Source organism: Bartonella sp. AP20NXHL (assembly GCF_042196165.1).
GTDB lineage: Bacteria > Pseudomonadota > Alphaproteobacteria > Rhizobiales > Rhizobiaceae > Bartonella.
Window position 1 is genome coordinate 1 of sequence record NZ_JBHIPV010000007.1, and the last position, 16325, is coordinate 16325.

Below are 16325 nucleotides of genomic sequence, written 5' to 3' on the forward strand. Positions count from 1 at the left end.
TTTAGAATTAGAGACCCTTTGGACCTCTGGTTTTGCTAAAAAACCACCCCGAAAAGAACTCTTGATTCGTAATAATTAGAGAGACGTGTTGCAAAATCCTATTCCCTAACTTTTATTTACGCGTCCCTCACTTAAAAAAACATATGAAGAATCAACAGCTTAATAGGAATATAAAGCTATATGGTGGGCGATGAGAGACTCGAACTCCCGACATCCTCGGTGTAAACGAGGCGCTCTACCAGCTGAGCTAATCGCCCAATGCAATGATCAGCAATTGAATGGAGACTCTTTAAGGAAAAATTTTTCTAAACGCAAGAATAAAGATGGTATTTGATAATTTTTTTTAAAAATGCATAATCCTTCTTGACATAAACGCGTGAACCCCTTACACGACCGCTTGTACCAAATTAAATTGGTTCGAAAAAAATGCGCGGGTGTAGCTCAGTTGGTTAGAGTGCTGGCCTGTCACGCCGGAGGTCGCGGGTTCGAGCCCCGTCACTCGCGCCATTTCTTGATTCCTTATGAAATTTCCTTTTTTTAAGTATCCATATGCTATAAGTGAGGTGGTGGAGTATTTGATTGGGGGATAAATATGTTTTTTCTTTCTTTTTATATGGTTTATAAGAATAGGGCTTGCGTCTTTCTTTGCTCTGCGTTACCTATGCCGATAAGAAAAGTATCGCTCTGTATGCCTTTGAAGCAGTATGAATAGAGTTAATAGAGCGATTGTTAAATTTGTCTGTTTGGTCTCGCAATATTGAATCATTGTGTTAAACTCAGGCATTTCGTTACGATGGAAGAGGGTTATGGCTTATTTATTGAGCTCTTACTTACCAGTCTTGATTTTCATTATTGTGTCAGCGGTTATTGCTGGAGTTTTGTTGATTACACCTTACATTGTAGCATATCGTTCCCCCGATCCTGAAAAGTTATCGGCTTATGAATGTGGGTTTAATTCATTTAGTGATGCACGCATGAAGTTTGATATTCGTTTCTATTTGGTATCAATTTTATTTATTATTTTTGATCTTGAAGTTGCTTTTCTTTTTCCTTGGGCTGTTTCATTCGAATCAATAGGTATGTTTGGCTTTTGGTCGATGATTGTGTTTTTAGCGATTTTGACTATTGGATTTATATATGAATGGAAAAAAGGAGCCCTTGAATGGAATTAAGATCTAATAATTCAACGATTACAGCTCCAAAACCAAAAGGAATCATTGATCCAAATACTGGTGGGCTGATAGGATCTGATGATAAGTTTTTTCGTGATATCAATGCTGAATTATCAGATAAGGGTTTTTTAGTTACCTCGGCAGATGCTTTGATTACTTGGGCACGTACCGGTTCTTTAATGTGGATGAGTTTTGGTTTGGCTTGTTGTGCTATCGAAATGATGCAATGCTCAATGCCTCATTATGATAATGAGCGTTTTGGATATGCACCACGAGCTTCACCCCGCCAGTCCGATGTGATGGTGGTTGCTGGTACGCTCACAAATAAGATGGCGCCTGCTTTAAGGAAGGTTTATGATCAGATGCCTGAGCCACGTTATGTGATTTCTATGGGGTCATGTGCAAACGGTGGGGGATATTATCATTATTCCTATTCAGTAGTGCGGGGATGTGATCGTATCGTGCCTGTCGATATATATGTTCCAGGGTGTCCACCTACAGCAGAGGCATTATTATACGGCATATTGTTGTTACAGAAAAAAATCCGTCGTACCGGATCCATAGAGCGATAGAGAGTTTTCTTGTCATGGTGGATGAAACATTGGTTGAACTTGCTGCTTATTTGGAAAACAAGTTAAAAAATAAGCTTGAAGAGACTGTTCTTGCTTTTGGTGAATTGACCATTGTGGCACGTCTTGATGCAATTATCGATGTCTTAATGTTTGTTCGAGATGATTCTCGCTGTCAATTTATTAATCTTACAGACATTAGTGGTGTGGATTATCCTTCTCGCGATAAGCGCTTTGATGTTTCTTACCAATTGTTATCTCCTCGTGAGAATTTACGCTTACGTGTAAAGGTTCGTACTGATGAAAATACTCCTGTTGCTTCAGCTTGTACGGTTTATCCTGGTGCAGAGTGGTATGAACGAGAAACGTATGATATGTATGGGATTTTATTTTCAGGACATCCGGATTTGAGACGGATTTTAACAGATTATGGGTTTGAAGGATATCCTTTACGCAAAGACTTTCCTGTGACAGGATTTGTTGAATGCCGTTATGATAATGAAGCAAAGAGGGTGATTTATGAGCCTGTTGTTTTGCGCCAAGAGATGCGTAATTTTGATTTTCTGTCTCCTTGGGAAGGAGGACAGTATACTTTGCCACGTGATGGAAAAGCAGATGAAAAAAAATAATATTGGTTTTGATAAGGCATTATATTAGAGTACTGTATTTCTTAAATAATTAAATATTTTTTAGCGTGATAGATTTTTTTGATATTTGATATGAAGTTTTTTAAAAAGCAAGGGGTTGATTGTGGCTGAGGTCAATGTTCGAAACTTTAATATCAATTTTGGTCCGCAGCATCCTGCCGCGCATGGGGTTTTGCGCATGGTTCTGGAGTTGGACGGTGAAGTTGTTGAGCGTGTAGATCCACATATTGGGTTGTTGCATCGCGGTACTGAAAAATTAATGGAAACAAAGACTTATCTTCAAGCGGGTCCTTATCTGGATCGTTTGGATTATGTTGCTCCTATGAATCAGGAACATGCCTTTGTTCTTGCTATTGAAAAGTTATTAGATATTAAAGTTCCTAAAAGAGGGCAATTAATACGTGTTTTGTTTTCTGAAATTGGGCGTATTCTTAATCATTTGCTTAATGTAACGACACAGGCAATGGATGTTGGCGCTTTAACACCACCGCTTTGGGGGTTTGAGCAACGTGAAAGGTTGATGATTTTTTATGAGCGTGCCTGTGGTGCTCGTCTTCATGCAAATTATTTTCGTCCCGGTGGCGTGCATCAAGATTTACCAGAATCTTTAGTTGAAGATATTGGTGATTTTATTGATCCATTTCTTGTTTCTCTCGGAAAACTTGATGCGCTTGTGACCCCAAATCGGATTTTTAAGCAGCGTAATGTGGATATTGGCGTTGTAAGTATTGATGAAGCTTGGGCACGCGGTTTTTCTGGGGTTATGATTCGTGGAGCTGGTGTTCCATGGGATTTGCGTAAAAGTCAGCCTTATGAATGTTACGATGAAATGGAATTCGATATTCCTGTAGGTAAAAATAGCGATTGTTATGATCGCTATCTTATTCGTATGGAAGAAATGCGTCAATCAGCTAAAATCATGCGCCAATGTGTGGAGCGTTTACTGAGTACTGAAAAAAATGGACCGGTTTCGAGCTTGGATCGCAAAATCGTACCACCGACGCGGAGTGAAATAAAAAGCTCGATGGAAGCACTGATTCATCACTTTAAACTCTATACGGAAGGTTTTCATACACCTCCTGGAGAAGTATATGTTGCTGTGGAAGCTCCGAAGGGTGAGTTTGGTGTTTATCTTGTTTCTGATGGGACCAATAAGCCTTATCGTGTCAAGTTGCGTGCTCCTGGGTTTGCTCATCTCCAAGCTATGGATTTTTTAACCAGAGGTCATATGTTGGCAGATGCTACAGCTATTTTGGGTTCGATTGATATTGTTTTTGGGGAGGTTGATCGCTAATGTCCGTACGCCGTCTTGCAGATGATGTTTATCAGCCGGCTGAGTTTTCTTTTACAAAAGAAAATCAGATATGGGTACAAAATACCATAAAAAAATATCCTGTAGGGCGTCAGCAGTCTGCTGTAATTCCATTATTAATGCGCGCTCAAGAGCAAGATGGTTGGGTGACACGTGCTGCGATTGAGCATATTGCTCAGATTCTTTCCATGGCTTATATCCGTGTCTTAGAAGTTGCTACTTTTTATACTCAGTTTCAGCTTAAGCCTGTTGGAACAAAAGCGCATATTCAAGTTTGTGGTACAACGCCTTGTATGTTACGTGGTTCTGATGAATTGATTAAAGTTTGTCAGAAAAAAATTCATCATGAACCTTTTGCGACCAATCAGGATGGAACCTTATCATGGGAAGAGGTAGAGTGTCTTGGTGCTTGTGTTAATGCTCCGATGGTTATGATTTTTAAAGATACTTATGAAGATCTTACAGCTGAACGCCTTGAAGAAATTATTGATGCATTTGAAGCAGGTGAAAGTTCTGAGATAGCGGTTGGTCCACAAAATAGTCGTAAATCGTCGGAACCGATTAGTGGTTTAACTTCTCTTATTGATGATGAGAAAGAAAAAAAGATCTCTCAAGTCTTCACCAAAAAAGGATAAGGAAAGAATGGGAACATAATTAAGTATTTTTCTTGAAAAAATATTTTATTATTCTACCCATGATGGCAACATTTAACGAAAAGTAAGAAGTCTTGAAAAGATATTTAAAAATTGCATTTGAGGAAAAGCGGAAAATGCTATGGGTAATAGAAAAAAGGTGAGGTATGCTAGCTGATAAAGATCGTATCTTCACCAATATTTATGGCTTAAAAGACAAATCATTAAAGGCTGCGATGTTGCGTGGGCATTGGAATGGTCTGAAAGAGATGATTGACAAAGGTCGTGATTGGATCATTGACGAAGTGAAGGCATCGGGTTTACGCGGTCGTGGTGGTGCTGGTTTTCCTACTGGAATGAAGTGGTCCTTTATGCCAAAGCAGAATGATGGGCGTCCTCATTATTTGGTTGTCAATGCCGATGAATCTGAACCTGGAACTTGTAAAGACCGTGATATTTTACGTCATGACCCCCATACTTTGATTGAAGGATGTGTAATCGCTACTTTTGCTATGGGAGCCAATGTTGCTTTTATTTATATTCGTGGTGAATATATTCGTGAACGTGAAGCGCTTCAAGCTGCCGTTGATGAGTGCTATGATGCGGGTTTACTTGGCAAAAAAACGAAATATGGGCATGCTTGTGATATTGTTATTCATCATGGAGCTGGTGCTTATATTTGTGGTGAAGAAACGGCTCTTCTTGAAAGTCTTGAAGGAAAAAAGGGGCAACCTCGGCTTAAGCCACCATTTCCTGCCAATATGGGGGTTTATGGCTGTCCAACAACAGTAAATAATGTAGAGTCTATTGCCGTTGTTCCAACGATTTTGCGGCGGGGTGCTTCGTGGTTTTCATCAATTGGACGAGCAAATAATGTTGGAACGAAATTATTTATGGTTTCAGGGCATGTTAATGCACCTTGTACCTTTGAAGACGCTCTTGGTGTTTCATTCCGTGAATTAATTGAAAAACATACGGGTGGTGTTCGTGGTGGATGGAATAATCTTTTAGCGGTTATTCCAGGGGGGGCTTCTTGTCCAGTCGTTCGTGGTGAGGATATGATCGATGCGATCATGGATTTTGATGGGATGAGAGATGTCGGGTCTTCTTTTGGCACAGGGGGAATGATTGTTATGGATAAATCAACCGATATTATCAAGGCAATTTGGCGTATAGCTGCTTTTTTCAAGCACGAGAGTTGTGGTCAGTGTACACCGTGTCGTGAGGGGACGGGGTGGATGATGCGTCTTTTAGGGCGTATGGTTGAAGGAAGAGCGCAAAAACGCGAGATTGATCTTTTGTTTGAAGTGTCTAAACAGGTTGAAGGACACACTATTTGTGCGCTTGGTGATGCTGCCGCATGGCCTGTACAGGGGTTGATACGTAATTTTCGTCCGGAAATCGAGCGTAGAATTGATGAATACACGCGAAATGTAGTCCAAAGCAAAAATATTGCTTTAGAAGCGGTTTAATAACGGATTTTGTTCTAAGAGCAACCGAATGCAAATTTTAAGTGGGTTATCCGCAGGTTGGATGGGTGATGATAAATATCAAAGTTGATGGCAAAGAGATTGAAGTTCCTGATTACTACACGTTGCTTCAGGCTGCTGAGGCGGCGGGTGTTGAAGTGCCACGTTTTTGTTTTCATGAATCTTTATCAATTGCTGGAAATTGTCGTATGTGTTTAGTTGAGGTTAAGGGTGGTCCTCCAAAACCTCAGGCTTCTTGTGCTATGGGGGTTCGTGATTTACGAGTAGGGCCTAACGGTGAAGCACCTGAAATTTTTACCAATACGGCGATGGTAAAAAAAGCACGTGAAGGTGTTATGGAATTTCTTCTCATTAATCATCCTTTGGATTGTCCAGTGTGTGATCAAGGGGGAGAGTGTGATCTTCAAGATCAAGCAATGCTTTATGGACGAGATTGTTCTCGTTATACAGAAAATAAACGTGCTGTAGAAGATAAATATATTGGACCTCTTGTCAAAACTGTTATGACACGATGTATTCATTGTACACGGTGTGTTCGTTTTACAACGGAAGTTGCAGGTATTTCTGAGCTTGGTTTGATCGGTCGTGGTGAAGATGCTGAAATTACGACGTATCTTGAAAAAGCTATGACATCTGAGTTACAGGGAAATGTTATTGATCTTTGTCCAGTGGGAGCTTTAACTTCAAAACCTTATGCGTTTCATGCCCGTCCGTGGGAATTGGTAAAAACGGAATCGATTGATGTGATGGATGCGCTTGGTAGTGCTATCCGTATTGATAGCCGCGGCCGTGAAGTTATGCGGATTATGCCGCGTACGAATGAAGATGTAAATGAGGAATGGATCTCTGATAAAACGCGTTTTATTTGGGATGGATTACGGACTCAGCGGCTTGATAAGCCATATGTACGCAAAGATGGAAAGCTTCAACCTGTCAGTTGGACAGAAGCTTTTGCAAAAATTAAAATGGTGATCTCTAAAATTTTTCCAGAAAAAATTGGAGCCATTGCTGGAGATCTTGCTTCTGTTGAAGAAATGTATGCCCTTAAAACATTATTGAGCTCTTTGGGCTCAACGCTTTTTGATTGTCGTCAAAGAGGGGGGGCTTTATCGCCAGAGTTTGGACGCTCGAGTTATATTTTTAATCCTACAATTGTAGGTATTGAACAGGCTGATGCACTGCTTATTGTGGGATCTAATCCACGTCATGAAGCAGCTGTTTTAAATGCGCGTATTTTAAAGCGCCAACGGATGGGCAATTTTCCTATTGCATTAATTGGAGAGAAAGTCGATTTACGTTATCCTTATTCTTACCTTGGATCTGGGAGTGATACATTAACGACACTTATTCGTGGAGAGGATGTTTTTTTTAATGTCTTAAAAGAAGCGAAGAGGCCCCTTATTCTTATCGGAGAGGGGGCTGTTTCAGGAAATGAAGGTTTATCTGTTTTAAAAAGTCTTGCTAAATTAGCTGATAATATTGGTGCTCTGAGTGAGACATGGAATGGGTTTGGGGTTCTTCATAATGCAGCATCGATTGTTGGAGGGTTAGACATAGGCTTTACTTCTAAGCTTGGGGTTGCAAATATACTTAAAACCTGTGAAGTTCTATTTTTGCTTGGTGCTGATGAAGTAGAATTAGCCAATACAAAAGCTTTTACAGTTTATATTGGGAGCCATGGTGATAATGGTGCACATGCTGCTGATGTTATTTTGCCTGCATCTGCTTACACTGAAAAATCAGGGCTTTATGTGAATACAGAAGGACGTGTTCAAATGACAAATCGGGCTGGTTTTGCTCCAGGTGAAGCAAAAGAAGATTGGGCTATTTTGCGTGCTTTATCGGATATTTTAGGACAAAAACTCCCTTTTGATTCTCTTCCTCAATTAAGGCAATGCTTGTTTAATGATTATCCACACCTTTGTGCTGTTGATGATATAGTGCCTTCTGATATAAGTGGTCTTAAGGCGCTTGGTTCAAAAATGGTTTCTCTCGAGAGTCAAACATTTACTTCTATGGTTAAAGACTTTTATTTAACAAATCCGATAGCACGTGCTTCTGCTGTTATGGCTAAATGTTCATCTCTTGCAAAAAATCGTTCTACGCAAACTGTACTGTAAAGTAAGGGCAAAGGAAAAAGAATAATGATGTATGATTTCTTTATGACTTGGCTGTTGCCATTACTCATTATAATCGGAAAAACACTTCTTCTTTTGGTCGTTCTTTTGGTCTTAGTTGCTTACCTTCTTTACGCAGATAGAAAAATTTGGGCTGCGGTACAATTGCGTCGTGGACCAAACGTTGTTGGTCCATGGGGATTGTTACAGTCTTTTGCAGATTTAATTAAATTTGTTGTGAAAGAACCTATTATCCCAGCAGGTGCAAATAAGGGGGTTTTTCTTTTGGCTCCTTTTGTTTCAGCGACACTTGCTTTATCAACTTGGGCTGTTATTCCTGTCAATGAGGGTTGGGAGGTTGCGAAGATTAATGTTGGCTTGCTTTATATTTTAGCCATTTCATCTCTTGAAGTTTATGGTGTTATTATGGGGGGATGGGCATCAAATTCAAAATATCCTTTCTTAGGAGCTCTTCGTTCGGCGGCACAAATGGTTTCTTATGAAGTTTCCATTGGTTTTGTGCTTGTGACCGTTATTTTAGTGAGTGGTTCGTTGGATCTTACAACAATTGTTCTTAAACAAAGTCATGGTTTTGGTACAACTCTTGGTCTTCCTTTTAACAGTTTTCTCGATTGGAATTGGTTGGTCCTTTTTCCAATGTTTATTATATTTTTTATTTCTGCGCTTGCAGAGACAAACCGTCCTCCATTCGATTTGGTGGAAGCAGAATCTGAACTTGTTGCTGGTCATATGGTAGAATATTCTTCAACGCCTTACATGCTATTCTTTTTAGGTGAATATGTTGCGATTGTTTTAATGTGCGCATTAACAACCATTCTATTTTTAGGCGGTTGGCTGCCTCCTTTAGATGTTTGGTGGCTTAATTGGGTTCCTGGTATCATTTGGTTTGTTTTAAAAGTCTGTTTTGTATTTTTTTGGTTTGCTATAGTTAAAGCATTTGTTCCACGTTATCGCTATGATCAGCTCATGCGGCTTGGTTGGAAGGTTTTTCTTCCTCTCTCACTAGCAATGGTTGTGATAACTGCTGCTTTTTTAAAGTTTACGGATTTCGTTTAAGAGGAGATTTTACGATGTCAGGTTTCATTCAGGCGGCAAAGTCACTTCTTCTATTGGAATTTGTGAGTGCTTTTTTCTTAGCTATGCGCCAATTTTTTTCACCAAAGCCCACGATTAATTATCCTTATGAAAAAGGTTTTGTATCTCAGCGTTTTCGCGGTGAGCATGCATTGCGTCGCTATCCAAATGGTGAAGAACGGTGTATTGCTTGTAAATTATGTGAAGCGATTTGTCCTGCTCAAGCGATTACAATTGAAGCTGGGCCACGGCGCAATGATGGTACACGTAGAACTGTCCGTTATGATATCGATATGGTTAAATGTATTTACTGTGGTTTTTGTCAAGAAGCTTGTCCGGTTGAGGCTATTGTCGAAGGTCCAAATTTTGAGTTTGCGACGGAAACACGTGAAGAACTTTATTATGATAAAGAAAAGCTTTTATTGAATGGAGATCGCTGGGAGCGAGAAATTGCTCGAAATATATTGATGGATGCGCCTTATCGTTAAGTGTATCGTTAAATGAGGTGTCGGATATTTTTCCGATAAATTGTAATCTGGTATGAAGTTTATACCAATTGTTTGAATAATTAAGGAGAAGCCTATGCTAACAGATCTAGCGGCGGCATTTTTCTATTTGTTTGCTTTTATTATGCTAACAAGTGCAGTTATTGTTATTACAGCACGCAATCCAGTGCATTCTGTTTTGTTTTTAATCCTCGCATTTTTTAATGCAGCAGCTTTGTTTTTACTTGCAGGGGCAGAGTTTTTAGGGCTTATTCTGCTTGTTGTGTATGTTGGAGCTGTCGCTGTTTTATTTTTATTTGTCGTTATGATGCTTGACGTTGATTTTGCTGAGTTAAAGAGTGGAACTCTTCGGTATGCTCCTATTGGAGCTCTTATTGGTGTTATTATCGCTGTAGAATTGATTGTTGTTTTTATGAGTAGCTATTTTTCTCCAATCTTGAGAACGCATGTTACGCAACCAATGCCAGATTTAGCCCAGCGAACAAATACACAAGCATTAGGTGATATTCTCTATACGGATTATGTTTTCTATTTTCAAATTGCTGGAATGATTTTATTGGTTGCAATGATTGGAGCTATTGTTCTAACACTTCGTCATAAATTAGGAGTAAAGCGGCAATCTATTGCGGAGCAAGTTTCTAGAACGGTAGAAAGTGCTATTGAAATCAAACAAGTTGAATCAGGCAAAGGTATATAAGGGGGCTATGTAGATGTATATTGATATTACACATTATCTCACTGTTTCTGCTTTGATGTTTACAATTGGTATTGCTGGAATTTTTCTCAACAGAAAAAACGTGATTATTATCTTGATGTCCATTGAGCTTATATTGCTTTCAGTTAATCTCAATTTTGTTGCATTTTCAGCATTTCTTCATGATCTCGTTGGTCAGGTATTTGCTTTATTTGTCTTAACCGTAGCAGCTGCTGAAGCTGCCATTGGTTTAGCAATTCTGGTCGTTTTTTTCCGTAATCGTGGTTCCATTGCGGTTGAAGATGTTAATGTAATGAAAGGCTAACCAGTGATGTATTATACGATTGTCTTTCTTCCGCTTTTGGGTTTTTTAATTGCTGCACTAGGTGGAAAAACGATAGGAGATCGTGCGAGTGAATTGATAACATGTAGCTTTATGGTTGTTGTTGCCATATTATCGTGGATAGCATTTTTCAGTACTGCACTTGGTCATATTCCAGCGATTGATGTATCGGTATTACATTGGATGACTGTTGGTGACTTAAGCTTTAATTGGGCTTTACATGTTGATGCATTAACAGCTGTCATGCTTATTGTTGTAAACAGTGTTTCGGCATTGGTGCATATTTATTCAATTGGTTATATGCATCATGATCCTTCAAGGTCTCGTTTTTTTTCTTATCTTTCTTTATTTACATTTATGATGCTTATGTTGGTCACATCCAATAATTTGATTCAGATGTTTTTTGGATGGGAAGGTGTCGGACTTGCTTCTTATTTACTCATTGGTTTTTGGTTTCAGCGCGATTCTGCTAATAAGGCCGCAATGAAAGCTTTTGTAGTTAACCGTGTTGGAGACTTTGGTTTTCTCTTAGGAATCTTTAGTGTTTTTGTTTTGTTCCAATCGGTTGATTTTGCCTCTATTTTTGCAAAAGCTGCCGACAAGAGCTTTATACAAAATATGACATTTTTAGATTGGCAATTTGATGGGCAGACGGCAATTACCATTACATGTCTTTTATTATTTATTGGTGCGATGGGAAAATCCGCACAATTTCTTTTACATACTTGGCTGCCTGATGCAATGGAAGGACCAACCCCTGTATCAGCGCTTATTCATGCTGCTACAATGGTAACGGCTGGTGTTTTTATGGTTGCGCGTATGTCGCCAATTTTTGAACTTTCTTCGACTGCTTTGACCGTGATTATTATTGTTGGTGCAACAACAGCGTTTTTTGCAGCAACTGTGGGGTTGGTGCAGAATGATATTAAGCGTGTTATTGCTTATTCTACATGCTCTCAACTTGGTTATATGTTTGTGGCATTAGGTGTTGGAGCTTATGGCGCTGCTGTCTTTCATCTTTTTACGCATGCTTTTTTTAAAGCCTTATTGTTTCTTGGTGCAGGTTCTGTGATTCATGCTGTATCTGATGAACAAGATATGCGAAAAATGGGTGGGTTACGCAAACATATAAAGGTCACCTATTGGATGATGATGGTCGGGACCATTGCCTTGACCGGTGTTGGAATTCCAGGAACACTTTTCGGGACTGCAGGTTTTTTCTCAAAAGATGCGATTATAGAGTCTGCTTTTGCATCTCATAATATTGCTTCAGGATATGCTTTTTATCTTCTTGTTTTTGCTGCCTTTTTAACAAGTTTCTATTCATGGCGGCTTATCTTTATGACATTCCATGGTAAACCACGGGCAACAGTTGATGTGATGCATCATGTTCATGAATCGTCTCCAGTTATGTTGATTCCACTCTTTCTTTTATCTATTGGAGCAATATTTTCTGGTGTCGTTTTCCAACCTTACTTTTTTGGTGAGTTGTATAATGCTTTTTGGAAGGGAGCATTATTTACAAGCAGCCATAATCACATTCTTCATGATGCCCACCATGTCTTTAATTGGGTAAAATGGTCGCCATTTATAGCGATGCTTCTTGGGTTTATCTTAGCTTATTTATTTTATGTTTCTATTCCATCTCTTCCTAAGAAAATGGTTCGTATTATGCCAAGAACATATAACTTTCTTTACCAAAAATGGTATTTCGATCAATTATATAACTTTTTGTTTGTTCGTCCTACCTTTAGAATTGGTTCTTTTCTTTGGAAAGTGGGAGACGGTAAGATTATTGATGGTCTAGGCCCTAATGGTATTGCAGCGCGTGTTGTTGATATTACAAATAGAGTTGTTCGAATGCAAACAGGCTATCTTTACCACTATGCATTTGCAATGCTTATCGGCGTTGCATTGCTCATTACATGGATGATGATCGGGGGCGTAAACTAATGACCGATTGGCCTATTCTTTCTACGGTTACATTTTTGCCGCTTGTTGGTGTGCTTCTGATTTTGTTTATCAAAGATGATAGTGAAGTAGCACGCCATAATATACGTAATGTCGCATTTTTTACGACTCTATTTGTTTTTATTATTTCTTTAATTATTTGGATAGGATTTGATTCTAGCAACCAAAATTTTCAAATGGTTGAAAAATCCAGTTGGTTAGGGGGGGGTATTAGCTATCATATGGGGGTTGATGGTATTTCTATTCTTTTTGTTGTTCTCTCGGCTTTTCTTTTGCCTTTCTGTATTTTAGCAAGTTGGGAGAATGTTAAAGAGAGATTAAAGGCTTATATGATTGCGTTTCTTCTTCTAGAAGTTGCGATTATTGGCGTTTTTTGTGCTCTTGATGCAATGCTATTCTATGTTTTTTTTGAAGGCAGCCTTATTCCAATGTTTATCATTATAGGTGTATGGGGAGGAGCACGTCGTGTTTATGCAAGTATAAAGTTTTTCTTATATACTTTACTTGGTTCAGTGCTTATGCTGGTTGCTCTTATGGTTATGTATTGGGAGGCTGGGACACTTGATATACCAACTTTACTCAATTATCAGTTTCCTGCTCATATGCAAATATGGCTATGGCTTGCATTTTTTGCTTCTTTCGCAGTTAAAATGCCAATGTGGCCAGTTCATACATGGCTCCCTGATGCTCACGTAGAAGCACCGACAGCGGGTTCCGTTATTTTAGCTGGTGTCTTACTCAAATTAGGTGGGTATGGTTTTCTTCGTTTTTCTTTGCCTATGTTTCCTATCGCTTCAGCAGATTTTGCGCCTTTTGTTTTCACATTATCGCTTATCGCTATTATTTATACATCACTGGTTGCACTTGTTCAAAGTGACATCAAAAAACTTATTGCTTATTCTTCAATAGCGCATATGGGGTATGTGACAATGGGTATTTTTGCTGCAAATGAACAGGGGATACAAGGGGCTATTTATCAGATGCTATCCCATGGAATTGTTTCAGCAGCATTGTTTCTTTGTGTTGGGGTTATCTATGATCGCTTGCATACACGTGAAATTTCAGCGTTTGGTGGTTTAGTGAATAATATGCCTAAATATGCTGTTGTTTTCTTAATTTTCACTATGGCAAATGTTGGTTTGCCTGGAAGCTCAGGATTTTTGGGTGAGTTTTTAACCTTAATAGGTGTTTTTCAAGTAAATAAATTAGTTGTTGTTTTAGCAACAACAGGTGTTATCTTATCGGCAGCCTATGCCCTTTATCTTTATCGGCGTGTGGTTTTTGGTTCCTTGGATAAAGAGAATTTAAAAGTATTAATAGATCTTTCTTTAAGAGAAAAATTCCTCCTTTATCCAATGGTTATTCTTACAATATTCTTTGGTATCTATCCAACGCCTATTCTTAAGGCAACGGCGTTTTCCGTAGAAACCCTCATCAATAAACTGCACTAGATAAGGGAAGAATGCACATGCAAACTGAAATAATAGCGCAATTAGTCTTAATTCTTCCAGAGCTTTTAATTGCATTAGGAGCTGTCGTGCTACTTATGATTGGTGTTTATTCCAATACACGTGCTTCTTTAACAGTGACAGGTTTAGCCATGGCACTTCTTGTGGCAACCATTATTATTCTTATAGTTTTTCCGAAAAATGGTTCATTTCAAACCAATGCGCTCGTTATCGATTCCTTTAGTCGTTATATGAAAATTTTAATGCTTATTGGTGCACTCTTTTCTCTTATCATGTCTGTTGGTTTTGCCAATGCACAAAAGTTTAATATATTTGAGTTTCCAGTGCTTGTTCTTTTAGCAACCCTTGGAATGATGTTTATGATTTCAGCGGGTAATATGCTGTCGCTTTATATGGGGTTAGAATTGCAATCTTTAGCTTTATATGTTTTAGCAGCGATTAATCGTAATAATGTGAAATCTTCTGAAGCCGGTATAAAATACTTTGTTTTAGGAGCATTATCTTCAGGGTTGCTTCTTTATGGTATTTCTTTACTTTATGGTTTTACCGGTCAAATTGGTTTTCACGAAATTGCTCTTGCTTTAAAAGGTAAGAATGTACAATTGGGGGTCATTTTTGGAATTGTCTTTATTTTAGCTGGTTTGGCTTTCAAAATTTCTGCTGTTCCATTTCATATGTGGACACCTGATGTTTATGAAGGAGCGCCCACACCGATTACAGCATTTTTTGCTGGTGCCCCTAAAGTTGCTGCAATGGCTTTAATCATCCGTATTATTGTGACGACCTTTATTCCCCTAGGGCGTGTTGATAACGTGATGCCTGCATGGCAACAAATTTTGGTGTTCATGGCGATTGCATCAATGATACTGGGTGCTTTTGCTGCAATTGGTCAAAATAATATTAAGCGCTTAATGGCTTATTCGTCGATCAGTCATATGGGCTATGCACTTGTTGGTTTATCTGCTGGAGATATGCTAGGAGTAAAAAGTGTTATTCTTTATATGACGATTTATCTTGGAATGACGATTGGTTCATTTGCCTTTATTCTTGGAATGCGCTCTCAGAATGGCAATGTTGAAAATATTTATGATCTTTCAGGGTTAGCAAAGACGAATCCTTTTATGGCTGTTGTGATGACAATACAGCTTTTTTCTTTAGCAAGCATACCTCCTATGGCTGGTTTTTTTGGAAAGTGGTATACATTTTCTGCGGCTGTCCACGCTGGACTTACTCCACTTGCTGTCGTGGGGATGATAGCGTCTGTCGTTGGGGCTTTTTACTATTTGAGAGTCATTAAAATTATGTGGTTTGATGATGCAAAAGCGCATTTTGTTGCTTTATCGAATGAGCTTCAGTTTTGTCTTAGTCTTTCTGTATTCTTTATTTTATTTTACGCGCTTTTTGGAGTTTGGTTCGCTGAGCTAGCAGAAAAAGCAGCAACAGCATTGTTTTAATGAATATGGTTTATACTTTATCAGATTTTGCACAAAAACAGGGATATACTGTTGAAGCGTACGATAGTGTTGATTCAACAAATCTCATTGCGCAACGAAAAGCGAAAACTGGTCATCAAGGTAATCTTTGGATTGTTGCACAAGAACAATCACAGGGAAGAGCAAGAAGAGGGAGGACTTGGTCTAGTCCAAAAGGGAACCTTTATTCTAGTCTTTTATTAATTGATGATATTGTTCATCAAACTGCGGCTCAACTTGGCTTTGTTGCTGGAGTAAGTGTGGCAGAGGCAATAAAACAATTGATAAAAGAGGAAAAGCAGACAAACAATATTGTGAGCTTAAAATGGCCAAACGATATTTTGCTCAAAGGAGAAAAAAGCTCTGGAGTTTTGCTTGAGATTTTAAAATTGTCATCACAACAATATGCCTTGGTTATTGGTATTGGAATAAATGTGAAATATAATTATGAAGATGCACCTTATTCCACTTCAAGCTTAAAGAATATCGGTTTGCATATTGATGCAGAACAATTATTTACGGTTTTGACGGAGTGTTTTTCTAAAAATTACCTTCTTTGGAAACAACCAAAAGGATGTGAAATAATCCGAAAAAAATGGCTTTTATATTCCGCTCACCTTGGAAAACATGTCAAAGTGGTGAATGATGAAAAAGTCATTGAGGGTATTTTTGATGGTCTTGATAGTGATTTTAACTGCATCATAAAGCAAAAAGACGGTCAGACAGCCATTATAACAGCTGGAGATGTTCATTTTGGTTCCGCTGATTCTATTAATGCAGGTCGTTATTGAAAAATTATTTTACCATCAGATACCTTAATGATTTGGGAGATGTTT

Annotated in this window: 14 protein-coding genes, 2 tRNA genes and 1 pseudogene; 16 read left to right on the forward strand and 1 reads right to left on the reverse strand. The window is 38.6% G+C overall.

The window, feature by feature from the left end; all coding sequences use genetic code 11:
* Positions 1 to 181: 181 nt before the first annotated feature.
* Positions 182 to 257 (reverse strand) — tRNA-Val (locus ACFILL_RS05205).
* A 173-nt stretch (positions 258 to 430) separates the two neighbouring features.
* Here ACFILL_RS05205 and ACFILL_RS05210 point away from each other — a divergent pair.
* The 16 genes and pseudogenes from ACFILL_RS05210 to ACFILL_RS05285 all read left to right on the forward strand — a co-directional run bounded on the left by ACFILL_RS05210 (position 431) and on the right by ACFILL_RS05285 (position 16280).
* Positions 431 to 507 (forward strand) — tRNA-Asp (locus tag ACFILL_RS05210).
* 299 nt (positions 508 to 806) lie between these two features.
* Positions 807 to 1172 (forward strand): NADH-quinone oxidoreductase subunit A, encoded by a 366-nt coding sequence (locus tag ACFILL_RS05215; RefSeq protein WP_005773599.1) that lies wholly within the window; start codon positions 807 to 809, stop codon positions 1170 to 1172.
* Entirely contained in the window at positions 1163 to 1744 is a 582-nt protein-coding gene (locus ACFILL_RS05220; RefSeq protein WP_273791282.1) for an NADH-quinone oxidoreductase subunit B family protein, read from the forward strand. Before ACFILL_RS05215 ends, ACFILL_RS05220 begins: the two co-directional genes overlap by 10 nt.
* A gap of 14 nt (positions 1745 to 1758) precedes the next feature.
* Entirely contained in the window at positions 1759 to 2370 is a 612-nt protein-coding gene (locus ACFILL_RS05225; protein ID WP_273791281.1) for an NADH-quinone oxidoreductase subunit C, read from the forward strand.
* Positions 2371 to 2491: 121 nt separating this feature from the next.
* The gene (locus ACFILL_RS05230) at positions 2492 to 3682 is read left to right on the forward strand and encodes an NADH-quinone oxidoreductase subunit D (RefSeq protein ID WP_375643441.1); all 1191 of its coding nucleotides are present in this window, start codon (positions 2492 to 2494) and stop codon (positions 3680 to 3682) included.
* Positions 3682 to 4354 (forward strand): annotated as a pseudogene (nuoE, locus tag ACFILL_RS05235) (NADH-quinone oxidoreductase subunit NuoE). The gene ACFILL_RS05230 and the pseudogene nuoE overlap by 1 nt, the downstream one beginning before the upstream one ends.
* Before the next feature lie 145 nt (positions 4355 to 4499).
* Complete coding sequence (nuoF, locus tag ACFILL_RS05240) at positions 4500 to 5804, forward strand: NADH-quinone oxidoreductase subunit NuoF (protein WP_273791278.1); 1305 nt, start codon at positions 4500 to 4502, stop codon at positions 5802 to 5804.
* A 68-nt stretch (positions 5805 to 5872) separates the two neighbouring features.
* Entirely contained in the window at positions 5873 to 7942 is a 2070-nt protein-coding gene (gene nuoG / locus ACFILL_RS05245) for an NADH-quinone oxidoreductase subunit NuoG (protein WP_273791277.1), read from the forward strand.
* A gap of 27 nt (positions 7943 to 7969) precedes the next feature.
* Complete coding sequence (gene nuoH / locus ACFILL_RS05250) at positions 7970 to 9016, forward strand: NADH-quinone oxidoreductase subunit NuoH (protein WP_375643443.1); 1047 nt, start codon at positions 7970 to 7972, stop codon at positions 9014 to 9016.
* Positions 9017 to 9030: 14 nt separating this feature from the next.
* Positions 9031 to 9522 carry an NADH-quinone oxidoreductase subunit NuoI gene (nuoI, locus tag ACFILL_RS05255; protein ID WP_273723184.1) on the forward strand — a complete coding sequence of 164 codons (492 nt, stop codon included), beginning with the start codon at positions 9031 to 9033 and terminating at the stop codon, positions 9520 to 9522.
* Between the two features lie 94 nt (positions 9523 to 9616).
* Positions 9617 to 10237 (forward strand): NADH-quinone oxidoreductase subunit J, encoded by a 621-nt coding sequence (locus ACFILL_RS05260; RefSeq protein WP_273791276.1) that lies wholly within the window; start codon positions 9617 to 9619, stop codon positions 10235 to 10237.
* 13 nt (positions 10238 to 10250) lie between these two features.
* Complete coding sequence (gene nuoK, locus ACFILL_RS05265) at positions 10251 to 10559, forward strand: NADH-quinone oxidoreductase subunit NuoK (RefSeq protein ID WP_273791275.1); 309 nt, start codon at positions 10251 to 10253, stop codon at positions 10557 to 10559.
* Positions 10560 to 10565: 6 nt separating this feature from the next.
* Positions 10566 to 12530, forward strand: coding sequence for an NADH-quinone oxidoreductase subunit L (nuoL, locus tag ACFILL_RS05270; RefSeq protein ID WP_375643442.1), 1965 nt, complete (start codon positions 10566 to 10568; stop codon positions 12528 to 12530).
* Positions 12530 to 13999 carry an NADH-quinone oxidoreductase subunit M gene (locus ACFILL_RS05275; protein ID WP_273791287.1) on the forward strand — a complete coding sequence of 490 codons (1470 nt, stop codon included), beginning with the start codon at positions 12530 to 12532 and terminating at the stop codon, positions 13997 to 13999. Before nuoL ends, ACFILL_RS05275 begins: the two co-directional genes overlap by 1 nt.
* 17 nt (positions 14000 to 14016) lie before the next feature.
* Positions 14017 to 15471, forward strand: a complete 1455-nt coding sequence (gene nuoN / locus ACFILL_RS05280; RefSeq protein ID WP_375637640.1) for an NADH-quinone oxidoreductase subunit NuoN — start codon at positions 14017 to 14019, stop codon at positions 15469 to 15471.
* The gene (locus ACFILL_RS05285) at positions 15471 to 16280 is read left to right on the forward strand and encodes a biotin--[acetyl-CoA-carboxylase] ligase (protein ID WP_375631153.1); all 810 of its coding nucleotides are present in this window, start codon (positions 15471 to 15473) and stop codon (positions 16278 to 16280) included. Before nuoN ends, ACFILL_RS05285 begins: the two co-directional genes overlap by 1 nt.
* Positions 16281 to 16325 lie beyond the last annotated feature (45 nt).